The sequence below is a fragment of the Mycolicibacterium rutilum genome, assembly GCF_900108565.1.
GTDB lineage: Bacteria > Actinomycetota > Actinomycetes > Mycobacteriales > Mycobacteriaceae > Mycobacterium > Mycobacterium rutilum.
In genome coordinates this window covers 4229533-4250899 of record NZ_LT629971.1, presented here as the reverse complement: position 1 = coordinate 4250899, position 21367 = coordinate 4229533, and the positions used below count along the sequence as shown (strand labels likewise).

Below are 21367 nucleotides of genomic sequence, written 5' to 3'. Positions count from 1 at the left end.
ACTTTTCGACTCCTCATGTTCATCGCGCCTGATCCAGGATCGGCAGCAGGTCCGGGCAGTAGAACCGCAGTGCCGCGGCCAGGAACTGATAGGACTGCTCGGTGCTGTCCTGCTCCTTGTCCAGCTGAGCCTGGACGAACCGCGCCGAGTCGTGCGCACTCTTGTCGACGCCGTTGCGCTGCCGCTTGCAGGTGATCTTGCCGATCCAGGCGTTGTAGTCCTTCTGCCCGTAGATCCCGTACGTGTGCAACTCGTTGGCGAAGTCGGTGTCGGGATCGGCGTGTGCCGGCGCGGCCAGCACCAACGCTGCTGTGGCAGTGGCGATTGCGGCAATCAGTCGTTTCATTACTGGGCCCCTTCCGAACCGGACGTCGTCAATTCCTTGGGCTTGGGCCACGGAGCCGGCACGGGCCGGCTCCGCACCCGCTGCGGCCACCAGAACCATTTACCCATCAGCGCGGCGATCGAAGGCGTCATGAACGCGCGGATCACCAACGTATCGAACAATAGACCCAGCCCGATGGTGGTGCCGACCTGTCCGATGACTGTGAGTTCGCTGACCGCCATCGACATCATCGTGAACGCGAACACCAGACCTGCTGAGGTGACCACCGAACCGCTGCCGCCCATCGCCCGGATGATCCCGGTGTTGACCCCGGCGTGCAGTTCTTCCTTCAGCCGTGACACCAGTAGCAGGTTGTAGTCGGCGCCGACCGCCAACAAGATGATGATCGCCATCGCCATCACCATCCAGTGCAACTCGATGCCCAGGATGTGCTGCCAGATCAGGATCGACAAACCGAACGAGGCGCCCAGCGAGATCACCACGGTGCCAACGATTGTCGCGGCGGCGACCACGCTGCGGGTGAGGATCAGCATGATCGTGAAGATCAACGCCAGAGCGAGGATCGCCGCGATCATCAGGTCGTAGTTGTTGCCGTCGGACATGTCCTTGTAGACCGCCGCGGTTCCGGCCAGGTAGATCTTGGAGCCTTCGAGCGGGGTGCCCTTGATGGCTTCCTTGGCCGCCTGCTTGATCGAGTCGATCCGGGCGATGCCCTCTTCGGTCATCGGGTCACCGTCGTGGGCGATGATGAACCGCACCGACTTGCCGTCGGGGGAGATGAAGTTCTCCATGCCCTTCTTGAACTCTTCGTTGTCGAAGACCTCCGGCGGCAGGTAGAACGAGTCGTCGTTCATCGACGCGTCGAACGCGTCGCCCATCGCAGTCGAGTTCTCCTGCAGCGCCGCCATCTGATCCTGCATGCCCTTCTGCGAGGCATACATCGTCAGCATCATCGTGCGCATGGTCTTCATGGTGTCGATCATCGGCGGCATCAGGGTGACCATCTGCGGCATCAGCTGATCCAGCCGCTCCATGTCGGGAATCAGTTCCTGGATGTCGGTAGTCATCGTGTCGATGCCGTCAAGCGTGTCGAAGATCGACCGAAGCGCCCAGCAGATCGGGATGTTGTAGCACTTCGGTTCCCAGTAGAAGTAGTTGCGGATCGGCCGGAAGAAGTCGTCGAAATTGGCGATGTTGTCGCGCAATTCGGCCACGTCGACCGTCATGTCCTTCATCTTCGTGACCATGTTGTGGGTGGTGGCCGCCATCTCCTCGGTGAGGGCGGACATCTTCTCCATGGTCTCGATGGTCTTGGACATCTCGTCGGCCTGCACTAGCATGTCGGCCATCCGGTCCTGCAGGTACTTCTGGTTCATCTGCTGGGTGGTGCCCTGCATGCTGATCTGGAACGGGATCGACGTGTGCTCGATCGGCTTACCGTCGGGCCGGGTGATGGCCTGCACGCGGGAGATCCCCGGCACGCGGAAGATCTGCTTGGCGATCTTGTCGATGACCAGGAAGTCCGCGGAGTTGCGTAGGTCGTGGTCGCTTTCGACCATCAGCAGTTCGGGGTTCATCCGGGCCTGCGAGAAGTGCCGGTCGGCGGCCGCGTAGCCCTCGTTGGCCGGCAGATCAGCCGGCAGATAGTTGCGGTCGTTGTAGTTGGTCCGATAGCCCGGCAGCGCGAGCAGACCGACCAGCGACAGCGCGATCGTCGCGACCAGGATCGGCCCAGGCCACCGCACGACCGCCGCGCCGATCTTGCGCCAACCGCGCACCCGCATCGCCCGTTTGGGCTCGAGCACCTTGCCGAACCGGCTGGCGACGCTGATGATCGCGGGCCCGAGCGTCAGCGACGCGAGCACCGAGGTGACCATGCCGACCGCCAACGGCACGCCCATGGTCTGGAAGTACGGCAGCCGGGTGAAGCTCAGGCAGAACAGGGCGCCGGCGATCGTCAGGCCGGAACCGAGCACGACGTGCGCCGTGCCGTGGAACATCGTGTAATAGGCCGACTCTCGGTCTTCACCGGTCCCGCGGGCCTCCTGATATCGGCCGGTCAGGAAGATCGCGTAGTCGGTGCCCGCGGCGATCGCCAGGGTCACCAGGAGGTTGGTCGCGAACGGGGAGAGCCCGATGATCTCGTGGTAGCCGAGGAACGCCACCATGCCGCGGGTCGCAGCCAGCTGGAGTACGACCATCACCAGCGTCAGCAGCACCGTGATGATCGAGCGGTACACCAGCAGCAGCATCGTGATGATCACCGTGAAGGTGAGCGCCTCGATCACCTGCATACTGCGGTCGCTGGCGATGTGCTGGTCGGCCGCGAGCGCGGCCGGACCGGTCACGAACACCTTCACGCCCGGCGGTGGCTGCATGCCGTCGACGAGGGACTGCACCGCCTCGACCGACTCGTTGGCCAGCGCCTCACCCTGGTTGCCGGACAGGTAGACCTGCACGTAGGCGGCTTTGCCGTCGCTGCTCTGTGCGCCGGAGGCGGTGAGCGGATCGCTCCAGAAGTCCTGCACGCTCTGGACGTGTCGCTTGTCCGCCTCGAGCTTGGCGACCATCTCGCCGTAGAACGCGCGGGTGTCCTCACCGAGCGGCTTGTCGCCCTCGATGACGATCATCGCCGAGCTGTCGGAGTCGTACTCCTCGAAGACCTTGCCGACCCGCTTCATCGCGATCATCGACGGCGCGAAATCCGGGCTCATCGAGACCGCGCGCTGCTGGCCGACGGTCTCGAGCTGCGGCACCGAGATGTTGAGCACCGCGATCACCGCGACCCAGCCGATGATGATGGGGACCGCCAAGGTCCGGATCATCCGCGGGATGAACGGCCGCTTGGCGTGCCGGACCGGCGGGAAGGGGTCGGTTTGCGGTTCGTTCGTCGCCGAACTCATGCGGATTTCACAAAGCAGAAGGTTTGAGCGTTCACGCCGGTGGAGGTTCTTTCGTCTTTGACTTCGTCATCGACGGTGATCCGGCAGGTGATGCTCCCGCCGTCGCCCTGGGCGACGATGTTGGGAGCCGCCGATGGCGCCGTGGTCTGCAGCGTCAGAGACCAGGGCAGCGATGCACCGTCGACACGTTGCGGTCGTGCGTCGAGATCGAGGTAGTTGATGTCGGCGTAGGAACCCGTTCCGAAGATCTCGTACTTGACGACCTTCGGGTCGAACGGTTCGGGATCCTCGGCGAACACCCTGGGCGTCACGATGATGCCCTCAGCGCCGAAGAAGGTGCGGATACGGCTGACCGTGAAGCCGGCGATCACCACCACCACGATGATGACGATGGGGATCCAGACCTTTTTCGCGAGTCGGAGCATCTATTTGTCCCGCCCAGTGCCGCGCATATCCGCCCTCAGTCGTTTTCGGTCTCTGTGATCTCGCTGAACATAACTTAGCCCGTATAAGTTCTCACTGAGGCACAGATTAACTCAAGTCATCGTGCTGCTGGTCACCACCGACTCCGCAGCGTGATCCAGGTCACACACGGGGGTCACGACGACGGGCGTTCGAAGCGGTCGAGATAGCGCTGGATGAACGCCTCGGCTTCGGCGTGGCCTCGGGTGATGCCGAGCCCGCGCTCCAGCAGCACGATTCGAGCCAAGCTGGTGACTATCATAGACATCACCACCGGCGGAAACGCCTGCAGGTCGACGCCGTGCGCGGTCATCGCCGCGGCCACCGCGGCCTCCTCGGCGTCGCCGAAACGCTCGGCGTAGGCCGCGATCTCGCTGCGGATGGCCTTGCGGTGATTGGCCAGCGCGATGAACTCCATGAACAGCCGCGCGCCGTGGGTGCTGTTGAGCCGCCACAGCGCGTGCAGCGGTTCGTCGGAGACCACCGCGTCGCGCTGGCGCGCCAGGTTCGCCTCCGCGCCTTCGCGCAGCACGGCCAGAAAGAGGTCGTCCATGCTCGGGAAGTAGTAGTGCACGAGCGCCGGCTTGACCCCCGCGCGGTTGGCGACCCGTCGCGACGTCGCCGCCGCGTAGCCCTCTTCGAGCATGACCTGCGCCGTCGCCTCGATCAGCGCGGCCCGCGTCGCCGACTCCCGGCCACCCCTTGACCGCTCCCCGACGGGGCTGCTAGACATGGCGCCAGCCTAGATGTTGGGCGATCGCCCAACAAGTGAGGGGAGCGGCGCCGATGACCGGTCGGGTAGAGGGCAAGGTCGCATTCGTCACCGGTGCCGCGCGCGGTCAAGGGCGCAGCCACGCGGTGCGCCTGGCGCAGGAGGGCGCCGACATCATCGCCGTCGACATCTGCCGCGGCTTCGCGTACTCGACCGCCCCGGCCGCCACCCCCGAAGATCTCGCCGAGACCGCGGACATGGTGAAGAACCTCGACCGGCGCATCGTGACCGCCGAGGTCGATGTCCGCGACTACGACGCGCTGAAGGCGGCCGTGGACAGCGGCGTCGAACAGCTCGGCAGGCTCGACATCGTCGTGGCCAATGCGGGGATCGGCACCACCGGCGTGAAGCTGCACAAGATGGCCGAAGACCGCTTCGACGAGACGATCGACGTCAACCTCGGCGGCGTGTGGAAGACCGTCAAGGCGGCCGTTCCGCATCTGCTCGCCGGCGGTCCCGGCGGCTCGATCATCCTCACCAGCTCGGTCGGCGGCACCAAGGCCTACCCGCAGGTGGGTCACTACATCGCCGCGAAGCACGGTGTCGTCGGGTTGATGCGGACCTTCGCCGTCGAACTCGGCCAGCATTCGATCCGGGTCAACAGCGTGCACCCGACGCATGTGTGCACGCCGCTGCTGATGAACGAGCCGACCTATCGGCTGTTCCGCCCCGACCTCGAGAACCCCGGACCCGAGGACCTGGCGCCGATCTGCCAGTCGTTCCACTTCCTGCCGATCCCGTGGGTGGAGCCGGTCGACATCAGCAACGCCGTGCTGTTCCTGGCCTCCGACGAAGCTCGCTACATCACCGGCGTGCCACTGCCGGTCGACGCCGGCAGCCTTCTGAAGTAGGGAGCCTACGTGACCGCAATCGACGAAAAGGCCGTCTACTACGACCCGTACCGGGTGGACATCGTGGCCGACCCGTATCCGACCTACGAGCGGCTCCGCGAGGAAGCGCCGCTGTACCACAACGAGCAGTACGACTTCTGGGCGCTGTCGCGGCACGAGGACGTCGAGCGCGCGCTGCTCGACTGGCAGACCTTCTCCAACAGCCGCGGCGACATCCTCGAACTGATCCAGTCGCAGTTCGACATGCCCAAAGGCGTGATGATGATGGAGGATCCACCGGTCCACACCATGCTGCGGGGCTTGATGTCCCGGGTCTTCACCCCGCGGCGGATGGCCGAGCTCGAGGATCAGATCCGGCAGTACTGCGTCAATTGCCTGGACCCGCTGGTGGGCGTCGACCGGTTCGACATCATCGCCGAACTGGCCTCGATGATGCCGATGCGCGTGATCGGGATGCTGTTGGGCATCCCTGAGTCCGAACAGGTCTCGGTGCGCGACGCCAATGACGCCAGCCTGCGCACCAAGCCCGGCTCACCGATGAAAGTGGTGCGGGCCGACAAGATCGCCGACGGCAGCATCTACGCCGAGTACGTCGACTGGCGCGCGCAGAACCCGTCGGACGATCTGATGACCGCGCTGCTGAACGTCGAGTTCGAAGACGAGCAGGGGGTCACGCGCAAGCTCACCCGCAAGGAGGTGCTGCACTACACCCAGGTGGTGGCCGGCGCCGGCAACGAGACCACCGGGCGGCTGATCGGCTGGCTGGCCAAGGTGCTCGCCGAACACCCCGACCAGCGTCGCGACGTGGTGCAGGACCGGTCGCTGCTGGCCCGCGCGGTCGACGAGACGCTGCGATTCGAGCCGACCGGCCACAATGTCGCTCGCCTGGTGACCCGGGATTTCGAGGCGCACGGACGCACCGCGCCGGCCGGCGCGGCCATCCTGCTGATGTTCGGATCGGCCAACCGCGACCCACGCCGCTACGACCGCCCCGATGTGTTCGACATCCGCCGCGACAACATCAGCCACATCACGTTCGGCAAGGGTGTGCATTACTGCCTGGGCGCCAACCTGGCGCGACTCGAGGGGCGCGTCGCGCTCGACGAGCTGCTCAACCGCTGGCCCGAATGGGACATCGACACCACGACCGCGCGGCTGGCGCCGACGTCGACGGTGCGCGGCTGGGAACGCCTCGACGTCGTAGTGAATTAGGACGTGCGACCCGGCTGTTTATGGCGGCCCGGTTCGGGGCAAGCTCGACGCATGCACAAGATCATTCGTCGTTCGATGGTCGCCACCGCAGCTGCTGCTCCGGTCGCGGCACTTTCCCTGTTGATGGCGCCGTCCGCGGCGGCGCAGCCGCTCAACTGCCCCGGCGGGTGGTGGGACCCCGTGGCCAACGTGTGCCGGGGCCCGGTGGCGACGGCCCCGCTGGCGTGCGCGCCTGGGGAGTACTGGAATCCCATCTCGAACGTGTGCCGGCCGCTCGGCCAGTACTGACGCCCCCATAGTGCGCACGGACGGCCGGTTTCCGCACCGCGCCTGAGCGCAACCTTGCCGAGACTGGCTGCGATTTCGGCTTTGCCTGCTAGTTTTAGCAAACTGATGCGGATCATCGATGCCGACGGGCACGTCGCCGAAGGTGCGTCGCTGGCGGTCGAGGCGATGCAGCGATGGCCGCGGCACATCGCACCCCGCACAGATGGTCTCGGCCTGGTGATCGAGGGGCGGCATTACCCGGAGTCGACCGGACCGGGCGCGGGTTGCCCCACCGAGCACGGGTTGACTTCGGCGCCCGGTCTGAACTGCCGCACCGCCGAGGGTGTCGCCGCCAACGCCGAGCGCGACCACATCGATGTCATGGTGTTGTATCCGAGCCTCGGACTGTGCACGCCGACACTGCGCGATCCCGGGTTCGCCGCCGGCTTCGCCCGGCTCTACAACCGCTGGATCGCCGACTACTGCGCATCGTCGCGAGGCCGGCTGCGCGGGGTCGCGGTCACCCCGATCGAGTTGGGCCGCACCGCAATCGACATCATGCGCGAGGCCAAGGACCTCGGCCTGGTCGCCACCCATCTGCCGCCCGGGCTGCGGACGAAGAACTTGGACCACCCCGACCTCGACCCGTTCTACGCCGCGGCCGTTGATCTGGACATGCCGTTGGGCGTCCACGGTGCCCCCGGCATGCACCTGCCGAAGATCGGCGTGGACCGCTTCACCAATTACGTTCAGGTGCACACGATCAGCTTCCCGTTCGACCAGATGGTCGCGATGACGTCGCTGGTGTCCGGCGGGGTGTTCGACCGGCATCCGGCGCTGCGGGTGGCGTTCCTGGAGGCCGGCGTCGGCTGGCTGCCGTACTTCATCGACCGCCTGCAGGACCACTACGTCAAGCGGGGTCACTGGATCGAGGATGGCTGGCGGCGCGATCCGCACGACTACCTTGCGGCGGGCAACATCTGGGTTACCTGCGAGGCGGGCGAACCGATTCTGCCCGGCGTCATCGATGTGCTCGGTGACGACTTCATCATGTTCGCCAGCGACTACCCGCACTGGGACGGGGACTGGCCGGAGAGCACGAAACCGCTGCGTGGACGCGACGACATCTCCGATGCCGCCCGCGCGAAGGTCGGCGCCCGCAACGCGCAGCGCTTCTACAGCCTGAACTGACCGTCAGCGCAGCGCGAAATCGATGACGCCGCGGATGATCTCGCCGTTGCGCAGGTCGTCATAGGCAGCGTTGATGTCGTCGAGCCGGTACCGGCGGGTGATCATCTCCTCGAGTTGGAGTTGTCCCGACTGGTAGAGCCGGGCCAGCCGGTTGATGTCGGCCTTCGGATTGCACGACCCGAAGACGGTGCCGACGAGGCTCTTGTTCCACAGGATGAAGTCCTGCAGCGCGATCTTCGCCGAGCGGGTGGTCTGCGGGGTCATCCCGGTCAGCACGCAGGTGCCGCCCTTGCGGGTCAGTTTGAGGTACGCGCCGACGTCGTCGCCGGCGATCAGCGACGGCGCGGCCACCACGCTGTCGGCCATCACGCCCTGGGTCAGGTCGCGGACCAGGTCGAGCGCCTCGGGAATCGACGAAACACTGTGGGTGGCACCGAAACGCAGCGCGGCCTTCTGTTTGAACTCGACCGGGTCGACGGCCACGATCTGCGCCGCGCCGTTGATCCGGGCACCCTGGATCGCCGCGGTGCCGATCCCGCCGGCACCGACGACCACGACCGTGTCGCCGCCGCGCACACCGGCCCGGTTGGCCGCCGACCCGTATCCGGTGGGCACCGCACAGGACAGCAGCGCGGCGGCCACCAGGGGCAGGTGCGGTTCGATCTTGACCAGTGAGTGCGCCGACACGACGGTGTGCGTGGCGAACGCGCCGATCTTGGACAGATGACCGAGCGGACGCCCGTCGAGGGTGTGGTGGCGGAAGGTACCGTCGGTCGGCATGCCGGGCGTCATCGTCCCGGCGCCCTCGTCGCACAGATACTCCATGCCCGACGCGCACCAGCGGCACTGGCCGCAGACCGCGACGAAGGACATCACGACGTGATCGCCGGGCGCGAATTCGCTGACGTGATCGCCGATCGCGACGACAGTGCCGGCTCCCTCGTGCCCGCCGATCATCGGGAACATCGGGGTCAGCCCGTACTCCTCGGCGATCGCGTTGGACACCGACATGTCGCCCTGCAGGATGTGGTCGTCGGAGTGGCACAGCCCGGCTGCGGCCATCTCGACGAGCACCTCGCCCGCGCGCGGGGGAGCGAGCTCGAAGTCCTCGACCGACCACGGCCCGCCGACGTCGTGCAGTATCGCCGCCCGGCTCCTCACGGCGCCCGGTCCTCTCCGTCGGTCAAATGGCCTCCCCGACAACTCGGTGCGCCTATCTTTACTATTTTAGGTAGTCTAGGTCAAGAACCGAGGAGACGTCATGCAGCGCCGACCCGTCTGCGCGATCGAGGAGTTGCCGCCGGGGAGCATGAAGCTGGTGTCGGCGGGCGCGTTCGGTGTCGGGGTCTACAACATCGGCGGGGCGTTGTACGCGATCGCGAACTACTGCGCGCACGAGGGCGCTCCGCTGTGCGAGGGATACGTCAGGGGCACAACCGAATACGCGCCCGAGTCGCCCGACCGGATCAGGCATGTGCGCGACGGCAGCGTCGTGCGCTGCCCGTGGCACCAGTGGGAGTTCGACATCACCACCGGAGTCAATCTGGCCGACCCGACCAAGCGGGTGCGCACCTACGAGGTCGACGTCACCGATGGGCAGGTGTTCCTGACCGCATGACCGTCATCGACACGTGCGTGCAACCGCACTTCCGCTACAACGCCGAAATCCGGCGGTATCTGGCGGCGCCCCACAAGCTGCGCGCGATCCCCGACGTGGAGCAGCAGTGGTACCAGGCACCCGGCGGTGACTACCGGCAGGACCTCTACGGCGCGCCCTATCCCGGATCGGATCCGGAGGCTGTCTCGCACCATCTGTTCGAGCAGGGCGGTGTCGACTGGGCGATCCTGAACCCGTTGACTCGTGGGAACATCGCCGACTATCTGCTCAACAGCAGGATCTGCGCGGCGGTCAACGACTGGCTGGCGGACCGCTGGCTGGAAGCCGGTGCGGGCCGGTTCCGCGGCACGATCCGGGTCAACCCCGAAGACGTCAAAGGCGCCGTCGCCGAGATCGAGCGGTGGGCCGGCCATCCGCAGATGGTGCAGGTGGGCGTGCCCCTGCAGTCGCGCGAACCGTACGGCAAACCGATGTTCGAACCGATCTGGGAGGCGGCCGCGGCGCACGGACTGCCGGTGGCGGTCCACATCAACGGCGGCAACGGCGTCGATCACCCGCCGACCTTCGCCGGTCACGCGCACACCTATCCCGGTTACGCCTCCTTCATGCCGCTCAACGCGTTCGTCCACCTCGCGACGCTGATCGTGGAAGGGACGTTCGGCAGACACGCCGGCCTGCGCTTCGTGTTCACCGACGGCGGCTACGACATTCTCACTCCGCTGATGTGGCGGCTGGACACCTTCTGGCTGTCGATGCGCGACCAGACTCCGTGGGTCGACCGCTATCCGAGTGAGTACCTCGGCGAGCACGTGCGGTTCTGCACGTCGGCGTTCGACGGCCCGACCGATGCGGGGCTGGCCGAGCGGTGGATGGAGTTCACCGACAAGGCGGAGCTGGTGATGTACGGCTCGCAGTATCCGCACTGGTCGACGACGGACCCGGCCGCTGCGGCCGCCGGGCTCAGCGCGGAGCAGCGCGAGAAAGTGTTGTGGCGCAACGCCAACGAGTTGTACGGGTTGATGAACGATGTCGAGGCGGGAGTGTGATGACGACGACGGAGGAGCGGCGGCAGGCAGCGGCCGAGGATGTCGCGGTGACGATCGTCGACACCGATGTGCATCCGATGCCGGTGTCGGCCGACGTGCTGAAGTCCTACGCACCGGCCGAATGGAAGGACACGCTGTGGCCGACGGGCAACGCCGTCGCGCCCGTCGGGTACTTCTACGACACCCCCGACTCGTACAAGACGAATTCGCTTCGGGTGGACGCCAAACCGCCCGGCGGGGGACTGCCCGGCAGCGATCCGGACTTCGCGGCCGAACAACTGCTGACCCGTGCGGGCGTGAGCATCGCGATGCTGGAACCGATGTGCGACGCCCAGCTGCCTCAGGCCGAGCACGTGCTGAAGGCCACCTACAACGACTGGCTGGCCGACGTGTGGCTGGGCGCGAACAACTGGCACGGCCGGTGGCGCGGGGCGATCAGCGTGACGGCGCAGGACCCCCACGCTGCCGCCCGCGAGATCGAGCGCTGGGCAGACCACCCGTATATGGCCGAGGTGCTGATGACACCGCAGACTCGCGGAATCCCGTTCGGCAGCCCGTATTTCGACCCACTCTACACCGCAGCGGCCCGGCACGGGCTGCCGGTCGCGACCCACCTGATGGGGCAGACGCCGTACGAGCTGATCCCGATCTATCCGGTCGGCAACCCCGCGCACTGGCACGACTTCTTCGCGTCGTGGCCGCTGCTGTACGCGGCGCACCTGATGAGCCTGGTGTTCGACGGCGCGTTCGACCGCCACCCGCAGTTGCGGGTGGTGTTCGTCGAGGGCGGCTTCACGTGGGCGATGCCGCTGATGTGGCGCATGGACCGGATCTGGGAGCAGCGCCGCGGAGACCTGCCGTATGTCCGGCGCAGGCCGTCGGACTACGTCCGTGAGCACGTGCGCTTCACCACGCAACCGCTCGAGGAGGTCAACGTTCGCGAGTACCGCGAGTATCTCGAGATGATGGATCTCGGCGACAATCTGATGTTCTCCACCGACTACCCGCACTGGAGCTACGACTCGCCGGAGTGGGCGGTACGCCGGTTCCCCGCCGATCAACGCGAACGCATCATGCGCGGCAACGCGACCGCGCTCTACGGGCTGCCCGCGACGGTCAAGGCGCTCCCGACGACGCGCGGCGCTGAACCTCGAGGGGAACCACCGGTGGCCGAGCTGACGGACCGCGGGTGACCGCGTGCAGCCTGATCTCCGGCACGTCCACCCCGGGATCGAGGGTGTCGAGCCAGGCGACCGCTTCGGCGACATCGGCGGCCCGGATCGCGTACATCTCGAACGGCACGTCCTGCAGCATGTCCGTTTCCACCGGGCCGGGCGTGACGATGTGTACGGCGATTCCGTCGCGGTCGACCTCCTGAGCCAGTGCGCCGGCGAACCCGTTCATGCCGGCCTTGGCCGCCGAGTACGCGGTCCGCGCCCGCATCGGTTCATGCGCGGCCGACGACGAGATGAACACGAACCGCGAACCCGCCGTCATCCGGGGCAGCGCCGCCGACGTCACCACGAAACAGGAGTCGAGGTTGGCCGACATCGTCGCGCGCCACTGCTCGAAAGTCTGTTTACGCGCGTAGGTTCCGCCCAGTATCCCGGATGCGTGGACCACCAGTCCGATCGCGCCGGCCGCCTCGGCGGCCGGCGCGAAGGTCTCCGGGCTGCTGGCGTCGGCGACGACATAGCGGGCGCCGATCTCCTCGGCGGCCGCGCGCAGCGGGGCTTCCCGGCGCGCGGTGAGCACCACGTCGTAACCGGCCTCGGCCAGCCTGCGTCCGCACGCCTTACCGATCCCGCCGCTGCCGCCGGTGATCAAAGCCGTTCGCACAGTGAACCTTTCACCGTTGACGCTGGGCCAGCGCCTGCGGCGACAGCGCCACGATCCGCTGTTCGGGGTCACCGGCCAGCAGATAGGTCTGGGTGTCGGCGACGTGGCGGGCGGCCAGTTTGCGGGCGCGATCGGCGTCGCCGGCCTCGATCGCGTCGGTGATCTTGATGTGCACACCCAACGCGATCCGGCGCCTGCTTATCGACGGATACTCGCCCTTGGCGGCCGATTCCTGGGCCCACCAGTTCAGGTGCCCGGTCCACAGGGTCTCGAGGCTGCCCACCACCGCCACCATCGTGTGGTTGCCGCAGCCGCGGACGATCTCGTCGTGAAACTGGCCGCCGATCTCGGTGAAGCGGGCGCCGTCCGCGATGTGTTCGGCCATCGCGTCGTTGAGCTCCCGCAGCTTGGGGATCAACGCGTCAGCGCGGTCGGGTCTGCGGGCGGCCAATGCCGCGCACATCGGGTCGAGTTCCTGCAGCGCGGTACCGAGGTCGGCCAGCGGGACATAGTCGCTCTGCAGCAACAGCCCCAGCATGTAGGCCGCATTGGCCTTGGCGGGGGCGTGCACGACGGCACCGCCGCGATTGCCGCGCCGCACCGAGATCAGTCCCTCGGTTTCCAGTATCCGCAACGCTTCTCGCAGCGATACCAGGCTCACGTTGAACTGTTCGACGAGCACTTCCTGGCGCGGGAGCAGGTCGCCGTCGACGAGTTCACCCTCGATGATCTGCCGTCGCAGTTCGTCGGCGACGATCTCGGCGGTGCGGCGGGCGCCGAGCCGGCGACGCGCCTCGGGTCCGATTCCCAGCGTTGTCATGTCTTGGCAATATTAACAGCGATAGCGTCCTCACCAGCGGTCGCTATCTGACAATAGTTATTAAGATGACAAAGAAACCAGGAGACGGTGCGTGACACAGCCGGCACCGACGCCGCTGCGGGACGTGCGGGTCGTCGAGATCAGCGACCGGATCGCCGGCGCATACTGCGGCAAGCTGTTGACCGACGCCGGTGCCGACGTCGTCACGGTGGAACCGCCCGAGGGCAGCGCGTTGCGGCGGGTCACCGTCACGGGTGCACCGCTCGACGAGGCCGCCGACTCGCCGTTGTTCAGCTATTTGAACGCCGGGAAGCGCAGTCGCACAGAGCTTTCCGGTAATCTGCTGGCAGGCGCCGATATCGTCGTCCTCACCGGCACCGCCGGCAGTGTCGATGCCGCGGCACTGCTCGAGGCGTCGCCACGATGCGTCGTCGTCTCGATCACCGACTTCGGCCGTCACGGGCCCTGGTCGGACCGTCCGGCCAGCGAGTTCACCCTGCAGGCCGCCAGCGGCCTGACCGGATTCCGGGGTGATCCCGCCGGCCCGCCGATCTCCGTCGGCGGCGAGGTCGGCGAATACATGGCCGGTGCGTGGGCCGCCTACGGCGCGCTCGCGTTGCGCCACCGGGTGCGCGGCGGCGGGCCCGGCGGCCTCCTCGACCTGTCGGTGCTCGAGGCGATCACGCTGATGCAGAGTGGCGAGTGGCTGCACTCCGCGCTGCTGCAGGTGCCCCCGGTGCGGCGCTCGGTGGAGGTCCCGTCGATCGAACCCGCCAGGGACGGCTACGTCGGCATCAGCATGGTGACCGGACAACAGTGGCTCGACTTCGCCGCGATGGTGGAATGCCCTGAGCTGACCGAAATCCCGCAACTGCAGTTTCAGATCGGCCGTTGGGACTATCGGGACTGGATCCGGGAGCGCATCGGCCCGTGGCTGGCGGGGCGCACCGTCGAGGAGATCGTCGAACTCGGCCAGCTGTTCCGGTTGCCGCTGGCGCCGATCGGCAACGGCGCGACGATCCCGCAGATGGATCACCTCCGTGAGCGCGGTGTGTACGTCGACAACCCGGCCGGCTTCCGGCAGCCGCGACCGCCGTGGCTGATGTCGGCGGCCGCACCGGCGCCGGTCCGTCCCGCACCGACAACCGGCGGCGGAGACGCCCCGTGGCCGCCACGCTCGGCGGCCGCCCCGGCCACCCCGAATCACCTGCCGCTGAACGGGATACGCGTCGTCGACTTCACCGCGTTCTGGGCAGGCCCGGCGGCCACCCACGCGCTGGCCGCGTTCGGAGCCGACGTCATCAAGATCGAGTCTGTGCAGCGACCCGACGGTATCCGCTACTCGGGCGGGATGCGCAAGGACGTCGACGACTGGTGGGAGTACAGCTGGGTTTTCCACGCGATGAACACCAACAAGCGGTCGGTCACCCTGGATCTGCAGTCCGAGCGGGGCCGCTCGCTCGTGTTGCGGCTGATCGCGCAGGCCGACGTCGTGGTGGAGAACTTCTCGCCGCGGGTGATGGAGCAGTTCGGCCTCGACGCCGAGACGCTCCTCGAGGCCAATCCGCGGCTGGTGATGCTGCGGATGCCGGCCTTCGGGCTCGACGGACCCTGGCGCGACCGGGTCGGCTTCGCGCCGACCATGGAGCAGATCGCCGGCCTGGCATGGGTGACCGGTCAGCCCGACGGCCCGCCCGTCGCCCCCCGCGGCGCATGCGATCCGCTGGCCGGCGCGCACGCGGCGTTCGCGCTGCTCGCCGCACTGGAGTGCACGGCACGCACCGGCACCGGGCAGCTCGTCGAGGTGCCGATGATCGAGACGGTGCTCAACGTCACGGCGATCCAGACCATCGAGTACCAGGTATTCGGCCGGGTCATGGAGCGCCGGGGCAACCGCGGGCACGGACCCGCGATCCAGGACGTCTACCGGTGCGCGGGCCCGGACACGTGGCTCGCCGTCACCGCAGGCACCGAGCAGCAGCGCATCGCGCTGGCCGGACTCACCGGCGGAACTGGCGACGAGGTGGCGGCCTGGTTGGCCACCCGCGACGCGGAGGAAGCCGCCCAAACACTCACCGCGGCGGGAGTCCCCGCGGAGGTGGTGATCTCCCCGTCGTTGGCAGTGGGCAACCCGCAACTGCGTCACCGCGGGTTCTTCGAAGCCCTCGACCGTCCCAGTGTCGGCGAAAACCTCTACCCGTGCCCGCCATTCACCCGTCTCGACGGCGCCGAACGCTGGCTGCGACGCCCGCCGCCCCGCCTCGGGCAGCACAACGAGGAGGTGCTCACCGGGTTGTGCGGGGTCACGCCCGATGAGCTCGCGACGCTGACCGCCGAGGGCGTGATCGGCACCCGGCCGAAGGGGCTGTAGCGCAGCGGTTTCAGCGTGCGCGCAGCGAGATCGGCATCGACTCGAACAGGGTCATGTTGTTGACCAAGCTCGGGTAGGTCACCTGTGGTTGCCCCAGCGTGATGTCGTCGGCACGCAGCAGCAGCTCGTCGAGGACGGCGCGGATCTCGGTGCGGGCCAGCATCGCGCCGAGGCAGTGGTGCGGTCCGCCGCCGCCGAACGCCACGTGGGGGTTGTCGGGACGGCCGATGTCGAATGCGAAGGGATCGCCGAACACCTCTTCGTCGCGGTTGGCCGAGCGCAGCATCGACACCACGCGTTCACCCTTCGGGATGATCACGCCGTCGATGTCCACGTCGACCTTGGTGGTGCGGGTCCAGAAGGCGATGGGAGAGACCCAGCGCAGCAGCTCCTCGACCGCCGTCGACCGCACGGACTCATCGGCGCGGTAGCGGTCGATCTGCGCGGGGTGTTCGACGAGTGCTCGTAACCCTTGTGCCAGTGCGATCTTCGTGGTGTCGCTGCCTGCGAAGGCCAGCACGAAGAAGAAGATCTCCAGCTCGTTGGCCGGGATGGACAGCTGCTCACCGTCGTCGTCGGTGACGACGGCGGTGGTCAGGGTGCTCCAAATGTCGTCAGCGGGATGCCTGCGCTTTTCTGCCGTCAGCTCCTGCGCGTAGGAGAACACCTTGGCGAACAGTTCGAGGTGCTCCTGGGCGCCCGCCTCCGAGCCGGTGTCGCTGACTTCGAGGATGAGGTCGAAGGTCTTGAAGACCTCCGCCCGGTCGGCCTCCGGTATCCCGATGATGTCGCCGATCACCGACATGGGCAGCACGTCGGCGACATCTTCGACCCAGTCGCCGCCACCTGACTCGAGGAGTCGGTCGACCATCTCGGTGGCGCGTCGCCGGATGTCTCGTTCCAGTTTGGCGATGGCCTTCGGCGTGAACGCGTGCGACAGCACCCGCCTGCGCTTGACCAGCAGCGGCGGGTCCATGTTGATGATCGTGGGAAACGCTCCGACCGCTCCCACACCCTGGATCAGCGGACCGTCGGCCGCGGTGAACGAGTCGGTGTCTCGGTGGATGCGCTGTGCGTGCCGCAGTTTCGTAGTCATCCAGAAGTCCCGAGTCAGCGTCGCGGCCACGCCGTCGGTGAGCTCGTGGTGGAAAACCGGGCGGTCGCGCCGCAGTTCCGCGAACAGCTCGTCTGGAAAGCCGTTCTGCCACAACATCGGATCGGACAGGTCTACCGGCGTTGTCGTGGGCATTCAGCGCTCCTTCGTGATTCTTGACCTAGAATGCCTAAAATAGTAAAAATAGGCAACGGGCAGACGCGCTGACCTGCGTTCGAACGGAGCCAATATGACTGAGACGGTCGACGAGCCCACCATCGATCCGTCTGAGCGCGAGTTCGGCGCCAGCGGCATCAGCCTGTCGACCTACCGTTTCCCGACCGGATGGTTCATCGTCGGTTTCGCCAGTGACCTGGGCCCGGGCGCGGTCAAGCGCGCGCATTACTTCGGCGAGGAACTGGTGATCTTCCGGACCGCGTCCGGCGCGGTGCACGTCCTCGACGCGTACTGCCAGCATCTGGGCGCCAACATGGGCGTCGGCGGCACGGTCGAGGGGGAGAACATCGTCTGCCCGTGGCACGGCTGGCACTGGACCGGCGAGGGCACCAACGCGCTGATCCCGTACAGCAAGATCGGGTGCAAGCAGAACGTCCGCATCAAGCCCTACCCCTGTATGGAGTGGTACGGATTCATCCTGGTGTGGCATGAACGCCACGGCCGTCCGCCGTACTGGCAACCGCCGGTACTGCCCGAACTCGAGACCGACGAGTACTACCCGCTGCATCCGCACACCCGCATGGTCAACCGGGTCAAGGTGCACGCGCAGATGATCATCGAGAACGCCGCCGATCCGTACCACGTGCAGTATGTGCACAAGGCCGCGAACCCGGCCAACACCGCGTCGTTCGAGGTGTCCGGATACCACCTGCACGCCACGGTGAACGCGAATTTCGGTGGGGGACGGGCGAAGACGTGGTTGACACCGAACGGCCCGGTGGACGCGAAGATCATCTACGACAACTACTCGCTCGGCCTGGGCGTGGTCCGCTTCCCGTCGGAGCTGGTGGCGACGGTGCAGGTCACCGGACAGACGCCGGTCGACGAGGACTACACCGACTACTTCTACACCCAGGCGTCGATCCGGGAGCAGGGCGACGCGGGGGACCGGCCGACCGGTCGCGCCGCGAAATTCCTGCAACTGCAGCAGGAAGTCATCAAGCAGGACTTTTTCACCTGGGAGAACATGAAGTACCTGGAGAAGCCGAACCTTGCCCCCGAGGAGGCGCGCGATTACGCCGCGCTGCGCCGGTGGGCGCACCGGTTCTATCCCGGCGCCGACCCGTCGCCGACCGACTTCGGCTACACCGCCGACGGCCGGCCCGACCCGGCCGCAGCAGGAGCCTGATGCGCGTCGCCCCGGCTCCCGCGGCGTTCGGGGTCGACCGCTTCACCGTGTCCGCCGTGCTCGACTGCCGCGCAGCACAATTCGGCGACCGGGTGATGACGGTAATCGGCGACGTGCCGGTGACGTTTCGCATAACGGTTTCCCGGGTACATCAGGTCCGGTCAACGAAGTGTTCGACGTGCGCACCGTCGGCGACGACGGTCGCGCCGTGGCTCCGGACCAGATCGGCGAGATCGCCTGCCGGCCGCGGGCAGCGCATCGATGAGCGAGGGGTATGCGTCGTCCGCGCCCGGCGTTGTCGTTTCGCGCGACGCCCCCTCACCCTAAAAACTCGCTGAGTCGGTGAAGGAGAACCTATGACGTTGACGTACCAGCAGCAGTTCGTGCTCGACGGCCTGGCCGCGCGCGCGGCGATCCTCAACCTGAACGCGCGCTACGACCGGCTGTTCTCGTCCGGTGATCTCGCCGGGTGGCTGGCCACCTTCCGGCACGCGGGTGCGACCTTCACGCGCGACGGCGAGCCGGCGGCCGACCTGCGCGCCGCGTTCGACGGCGGCGACGGCCAACGGCTCGTCACCGTCGACCACGACATCACCGTCGACGGCGTCGAGGCGACGCAACAGTGCATCGCACTGCTGTTCTGCGACAACACCCTCCGGGCCACCGGCAGCTACACCGACGCCCTCGTCTACGAGCGCGGCGGCTGGTACTTCACATCGCGCCGGCTCGACTGGGACACCGCCGCGCGTCACGACGTGCTACCGGTGTGACGATCCGCTACGACCTGGCGTTCGGTACGTACGGCGACGCGCTGCGCATGGTCGGCACACGGACCGCGCCCAGGTATGCCGGCACCGCGGTCAGCGCCGCCCGCATCCAGCACTTCGCCGCGATGGTGCGCGACGACAACGCGTCCTTCTGGGACGCCGACTTCGCGTGCCGGCAGTGGGGCGGGTTGCTGGCGCCGCCCGCGCTACTGATGGGCTGGCTGATTCCACCGCCGTGGACGCCCGGCGGGGAACCGCCCGTCGCCGCGATCGCGCTGCGGGTGCCGCTGCCCGGCACGACGTTCATCAACGCCGCCAACGAGGTCGAGCTACCGGCCGCCATCGTCGAGGGCGACCGCCTGCACGTGATCGAAGAGGTCGTGTCGGTGTCGCCGCACAAGAAGACGCGAGTGGGCAGCGGACATTTCGTCGAGACCCGCGACGAGTTCCACCGCGAGGACGGGACGCTGGTCGCGGTCAACCGCAACACCCTGTTCCGCTTCACCCCCGAGCGGCAACCCCGGTGAGCCATCCCCTCTGGGCCGAGATCGTGCCCGGAACCGAACTGCCCGGAGTCGCCGACCCGATCGACTACCAGCGGGTCGTGATGAACGCCGGTTCGACGTGGGACTACTTTCCCGGCCATTACGATCCCGAATACGCCGCGGCGCAGGGTCATCCGGCCATCTTCGTGAACACCATGCACATCGCCGGCTTCATCGACCGGGTCGCGACGAGCTGGGCCGGGCCGTGCAGCCGGGTGGTGCGGCGCCGTATGACCCTGCTCGGCTCGATCTACGCCGGTGACTCGATGGTGGGCGCGGGCCGGGTGGTGGGCAAGCGGGACGGCCGGCTGGTCGACCTCGAGATCAGCGTGTCCAACCAGCGCGGCGAATTGTGTTGTCCCGCCGAGGTGACCCTCGAGCTGTCCGGTTAAGCCGGCACCGGCGGCAACGGATCGGCGCTGACGGTGGTCTGCAGCTCGACGTACTCCGAGAGCCCTTCCGCGCCGAACTCGCGGCCGATCCCCGACTGCTTGAACCCGCCGAACGGCATTGTGGTGTCGAGGGTGTACATGTTGATCCCGTACGTGCCCGTACGGATCTCGGCGGCGATGTCCAGGCCGTGCGCGGCGTCGGAGGTCCACACCGAGCCGGCGAGCCCGTACTCGGTGTCGTTGGCGATGCGGACCGCGTCGCGCTCGTCGCTGTAGGTGAGCACGGTGAGAACCGGGCCGAAGATCTCCTCGCGGGCGATGCGCATCGTGTTCGTCGCACCGGTGAACAGGGTGGGCCGGACGTACCAGCCGCGATCCCGCGGGGATTCGGTGCCGCCGAGCACCATTCGCGCGCCCTCGTCGATCCCGGACTGGATGTAGCCCTGCACCCGCTGCTGCTGACGCTGGGCGACCAACGGACCGATGTCGGTGGCCTCGTCGGCGGGATCGCCGACCTGCAGGTCCGCCATCATCCCGGCGAGCGCGTCGATTACGTCGTCATGGCGGCGTTCGCTGACCAGGATCCGGGTCTGGGCGACGCACGCCTGGCCGTTGTTCATCAGGCTCGCGGTCTTCAGGTGCTTGACGGTGCGGTCGATGTCGGCGTCGTCGAGGATGATCGCCGCCGACTTGCCGCCCAGCTCGAGGCTGACCCGCTTGAGTTGTTCCCCGCAGACCGCGGCGATGTGCCGTCCCGTCGCCGAGGATCCGGTGAACGAGATCTTGTCGACGCCCGGGTGGCGCACCAGGGCTTCGCCCGTCTCGCGTCCGCCGGGCAGGATCGACACGACGCCCTCAGGGAATTCGGTCTCGGCCAGCATCTCCGCCAGCCACATCGCGTCGATCGGGGTCTCGGGTGCCGGTTTGACCACCACCGAGCAGCCCGCGATCAGCGCGGGGATCATCTTCGGCATGATCAGGAACTGTGGGACGTTCCACGGCACGATCGCGCCGACCACACCGACCGGCGCGCGGCGCACCTGCACGTCACCGAACAGCCCACGCCGCCGCTCCACCCACGGATAGTCGCGCGCGGCAACCAGATTGAGATGCATCTGCGCGACCGCGCCCGTCGCCTGCCCGAGCCTGCTGAAGCTGCGCGGCGAACCCATCTCGGCGGTGATCAGGTCGGCCATCGCGTCGGTGTGCGCGGCGTACAGCGCGGCCAGTTTCTCCACCTTGGCCATCCGCTCATCGACGCTCATCCGCGGCCAGGGGCCGTCATCGAACGCCTCGCGGGCGGCGCGCACGGCCCGGTCGACATCGGCGGCGGCGGCGGCCGGCGTCTCGCCGATCGGCTGTTCAGTGTGCGGCGAGATCACCGAGATGCGCTGTGCAGTGGCGGGAGCCTGCCAGCGACCGCCGATGAACAGTTCGTCGTAACTCAGCGCTCTCATGGTCACCTCCCACTAAGGTTGCTATTGCTGCAAACATAACAAAAATGGG

At 67.3% G+C, this 21367-nt stretch carries 21 protein-coding genes; 12 read left to right on the top strand and 9 right to left on the bottom strand.

Features of this window, described 5'->3' with window-relative positions; genetic code table 11:
* Positions 1-19: 19 nt before the first annotated feature.
* The 4 genes from BLW81_RS20715 to BLW81_RS20700 form a co-directional block, all read right to left on the bottom strand.
* Positions 20-346 carry a DUF732 domain-containing protein gene (locus BLW81_RS20715; RefSeq protein WP_083408797.1) on the bottom strand — a complete coding sequence of 109 codons (327 nt, stop codon included), beginning with the start codon at positions 344-346 and terminating at the stop codon, positions 20-22.
* The gene (locus BLW81_RS20710; protein ID WP_083408796.1) at positions 346-3249 is read right to left on the bottom strand and encodes an MMPL/RND family transporter; all 2904 of its coding nucleotides are present in this window, start codon (positions 3247-3249) and stop codon (positions 346-348) included. The genes BLW81_RS20715 and BLW81_RS20710 overlap by 1 nt, the downstream gene beginning before the upstream one ends.
* Positions 3246-3674, bottom strand: a complete 429-nt coding sequence (locus tag BLW81_RS20705; protein ID WP_083408795.1) for an MmpS family transport accessory protein — start codon at positions 3672-3674, stop codon at positions 3246-3248. Before BLW81_RS20705 ends, BLW81_RS20710 begins: the two co-directional genes overlap by 4 nt.
* Positions 3675-3847: 173 nt before the next feature.
* Positions 3848-4444, bottom strand: coding sequence for a TetR/AcrR family transcriptional regulator (locus tag BLW81_RS20700; RefSeq protein ID WP_083408794.1), 597 nt, complete (start codon positions 4442-4444; stop codon positions 3848-3850).
* Between the two features lie 53 nt (positions 4445-4497).
* On the opposite strand from BLW81_RS20700, the gene BLW81_RS20695 reads away from it, so the two are divergent.
* The 4 genes from BLW81_RS20695 to BLW81_RS20680 all read left to right on the top strand — a co-directional run bounded on the left by BLW81_RS20695 (position 4498) and on the right by BLW81_RS20680 (position 8004).
* The gene (locus BLW81_RS20695; RefSeq protein WP_083408793.1) at positions 4498-5334 is read left to right on the top strand and encodes a mycofactocin-coupled SDR family oxidoreductase; all 837 of its coding nucleotides are present in this window, start codon (positions 4498-4500) and stop codon (positions 5332-5334) included.
* A gap of 9 nt (positions 5335-5343) precedes the next feature.
* On the top strand, positions 5344-6546 hold the full coding sequence (locus tag BLW81_RS20690) for a cytochrome P450 (protein ID WP_083408792.1): 1203 nt from the start codon (positions 5344-5346) through the stop codon (positions 6544-6546).
* A 51-nt stretch (positions 6547-6597) separates the two neighbouring features.
* Positions 6598-6834, top strand: coding sequence for a hypothetical protein (locus tag BLW81_RS20685; protein WP_083408791.1), 237 nt, complete (start codon positions 6598-6600; stop codon positions 6832-6834).
* A 105-nt stretch (positions 6835-6939) separates the two neighbouring features.
* Positions 6940-8004, top strand: a complete 1065-nt coding sequence (locus tag BLW81_RS20680) for an amidohydrolase family protein (protein WP_083408790.1) — start codon at positions 6940-6942, stop codon at positions 8002-8004.
* Positions 8005-8007: 3 nt separating this feature from the next.
* Here BLW81_RS20680 and BLW81_RS20675 read toward each other — a convergent pair whose 3' ends face one another.
* On the bottom strand, positions 8008-9165 hold the full coding sequence (locus BLW81_RS20675) for a Zn-dependent alcohol dehydrogenase (RefSeq protein ID WP_083408789.1): 1158 nt from the start codon (positions 9163-9165) through the stop codon (positions 8008-8010).
* 100 nt (positions 9166-9265) lie between these two features.
* Here BLW81_RS20675 and BLW81_RS20670 point away from each other — a divergent pair, with 100 nt between their 5' ends.
* From BLW81_RS20670 to BLW81_RS20660, 3 genes are read left to right on the top strand one after another with little or no spacing between them, the layout of a single operon-like run.
* On the top strand, positions 9266-9622 hold the full coding sequence (locus tag BLW81_RS20670) for a Rieske (2Fe-2S) protein (protein WP_083408788.1): 357 nt from the start codon (positions 9266-9268) through the stop codon (positions 9620-9622).
* Entirely contained in the window at positions 9619-10668 is a 1050-nt protein-coding gene (locus BLW81_RS20665; protein WP_083408787.1) for an amidohydrolase family protein, read from the top strand. The genes BLW81_RS20670 and BLW81_RS20665 overlap by 4 nt, the downstream gene beginning before the upstream one ends.
* On the top strand, positions 10668-11861 hold the full coding sequence (locus BLW81_RS20660; RefSeq protein ID WP_083408786.1) for an amidohydrolase family protein: 1194 nt from the start codon (positions 10668-10670) through the stop codon (positions 11859-11861). The genes BLW81_RS20665 and BLW81_RS20660 overlap by 1 nt, the downstream gene beginning before the upstream one ends.
* On the opposite strand, the gene BLW81_RS20655 is transcribed toward BLW81_RS20660, so the two are convergent.
* Together BLW81_RS20655 and BLW81_RS20650 are read right to left on the bottom strand one after the other, a co-directional pair.
* On the bottom strand, positions 11785-12507 hold the full coding sequence (locus BLW81_RS20655) for an SDR family oxidoreductase (protein WP_083408785.1): 723 nt from the start codon (positions 12505-12507) through the stop codon (positions 11785-11787). The two genes, BLW81_RS20660 and BLW81_RS20655, sit on opposite strands and share 77 nt — an antisense overlap.
* Before the next feature lie 10 nt (positions 12508-12517).
* Positions 12518-13327 (bottom strand): FadR/GntR family transcriptional regulator, encoded by an 810-nt coding sequence (locus BLW81_RS20650; protein ID WP_083408784.1) that lies wholly within the window; start codon positions 13325-13327, stop codon positions 12518-12520.
* A 91-nt stretch (positions 13328-13418) separates the two neighbouring features.
* Between BLW81_RS20650 and BLW81_RS20645 the strand changes: the two genes are divergently transcribed.
* Entirely contained in the window at positions 13419-15698 is a 2280-nt protein-coding gene (locus tag BLW81_RS20645; protein WP_083408783.1) for a CaiB/BaiF CoA-transferase family protein, read from the top strand.
* Positions 15699-15708: 10 nt separating this feature from the next.
* Here BLW81_RS20645 and BLW81_RS20640 read toward each other — a convergent pair whose 3' ends face one another.
* On the bottom strand, positions 15709-16947 hold the full coding sequence (locus tag BLW81_RS20640) for a cytochrome P450 (RefSeq protein ID WP_083408782.1): 1239 nt from the start codon (positions 16945-16947) through the stop codon (positions 15709-15711).
* A 94-nt stretch (positions 16948-17041) separates the two neighbouring features.
* Between BLW81_RS20640 and BLW81_RS20635 the strand changes: the two genes are divergently transcribed.
* The 4 genes from BLW81_RS20635 to BLW81_RS20615 all read left to right on the top strand — a co-directional run bounded on the left by BLW81_RS20635 (position 17042) and on the right by BLW81_RS20615 (position 19861).
* Positions 17042-18157, top strand: coding sequence for an aromatic ring-hydroxylating oxygenase subunit alpha (locus BLW81_RS20635; protein ID WP_083408781.1), 1116 nt, complete (start codon positions 17042-17044; stop codon positions 18155-18157).
* A gap of 356 nt (positions 18158-18513) precedes the next feature.
* Positions 18514-18927, top strand: a complete 414-nt coding sequence (locus tag BLW81_RS20625) for a nuclear transport factor 2 family protein (protein WP_083408779.1) — start codon at positions 18514-18516, stop codon at positions 18925-18927.
* A gap of 47 nt (positions 18928-18974) precedes the next feature.
* Positions 18975-19451 (top strand): MaoC family dehydratase, encoded by a 477-nt coding sequence (locus tag BLW81_RS20620; protein ID WP_083410706.1) that lies wholly within the window; start codon positions 18975-18977, stop codon positions 19449-19451.
* The gene (locus BLW81_RS20615; protein ID WP_083408778.1) at positions 19448-19861 is read left to right on the top strand and encodes a MaoC family dehydratase; all 414 of its coding nucleotides are present in this window, start codon (positions 19448-19450) and stop codon (positions 19859-19861) included. Before BLW81_RS20620 ends, BLW81_RS20615 begins: the two co-directional genes overlap by 4 nt.
* Here the strand turns inward: BLW81_RS20615 and BLW81_RS20610 are convergent.
* The gene (locus tag BLW81_RS20610; RefSeq protein ID WP_083410705.1) at positions 19858-21318 is read right to left on the bottom strand and encodes an aldehyde dehydrogenase; all 1461 of its coding nucleotides are present in this window, start codon (positions 21316-21318) and stop codon (positions 19858-19860) included. The two genes, BLW81_RS20615 and BLW81_RS20610, sit on opposite strands and share 4 nt — an antisense overlap.
* Between the last annotated feature and the right edge of the window lie 49 nt (positions 21319-21367).

Bases quoted from the DNA above. Each gene is read 5' to 3' on its own strand.
- BLW81_RS20650 (WP_083408784.1), bottom strand. From the start codon at position 13,327: ATGACAACGCTGGGAATCGGACCCGAGGCGCGTCGCCGGCTCGGCGCC.
- BLW81_RS20660 (WP_083408786.1), top strand. From the start codon at position 10,668: ATGACGACGACGGAGGAGCGGCGGCAGGCAGCGGCCGAGGATGTCGCG.
- BLW81_RS20710 (WP_083408796.1), bottom strand. From the start codon at position 3,249: ATGAGTTCGGCGACGAACGAACCGCAAACCGACCCCTTCCCGCCGGTC.
- BLW81_RS20620 (WP_083410706.1), top strand. From the start codon at position 18,975: ATGGTCGGCACACGGACCGCGCCCAGGTATGCCGGCACCGCGGTCAGC.
- BLW81_RS20685 (WP_083408791.1), top strand. From the start codon at position 6,598: ATGCACAAGATCATTCGTCGTTCGATGGTCGCCACCGCAGCTGCTGCT.
- BLW81_RS20705 (WP_083408795.1), bottom strand. From the start codon at position 3,674: ATGCTCCGACTCGCGAAAAAGGTCTGGATCCCCATCGTCATCATCGTG.
- BLW81_RS20680 (WP_083408790.1), top strand. From the start codon at position 6,940: ATGCGGATCATCGATGCCGACGGGCACGTCGCCGAAGGTGCGTCGCTG.
- BLW81_RS20700 (WP_083408794.1), bottom strand. From the start codon at position 4,444: ATGTCTAGCAGCCCCGTCGGGGAGCGGTCAAGGGGTGGCCGGGAGTCG.
- BLW81_RS20635 (WP_083408781.1), top strand. From the start codon at position 17,042: ATGACTGAGACGGTCGACGAGCCCACCATCGATCCGTCTGAGCGCGAG.
- BLW81_RS20670 (WP_083408788.1), top strand. From the start codon at position 9,266: ATGCAGCGCCGACCCGTCTGCGCGATCGAGGAGTTGCCGCCGGGGAGC.
- BLW81_RS20665 (WP_083408787.1), top strand. From the start codon at position 9,619: ATGACCGTCATCGACACGTGCGTGCAACCGCACTTCCGCTACAACGCC.
- BLW81_RS20715 (WP_083408797.1), bottom strand. From the start codon at position 346: ATGAAACGACTGATTGCCGCAATCGCCACTGCCACAGCAGCGTTGGTG.
- BLW81_RS20640 (WP_083408782.1), bottom strand. From the start codon at position 16,947: ATGCCCACGACAACGCCGGTAGACCTGTCCGATCCGATGTTGTGGCAG.
- BLW81_RS20695 (WP_083408793.1), top strand. From the start codon at position 4,498: ATGACCGGTCGGGTAGAGGGCAAGGTCGCATTCGTCACCGGTGCCGCG.
- BLW81_RS20610 (WP_083410705.1), bottom strand. From the start codon at position 21,318: ATGAGAGCGCTGAGTTACGACGAACTGTTCATCGGCGGTCGCTGGCAG.
- BLW81_RS20625 (WP_083408779.1), top strand. From the start codon at position 18,514: ATGACGTTGACGTACCAGCAGCAGTTCGTGCTCGACGGCCTGGCCGCG.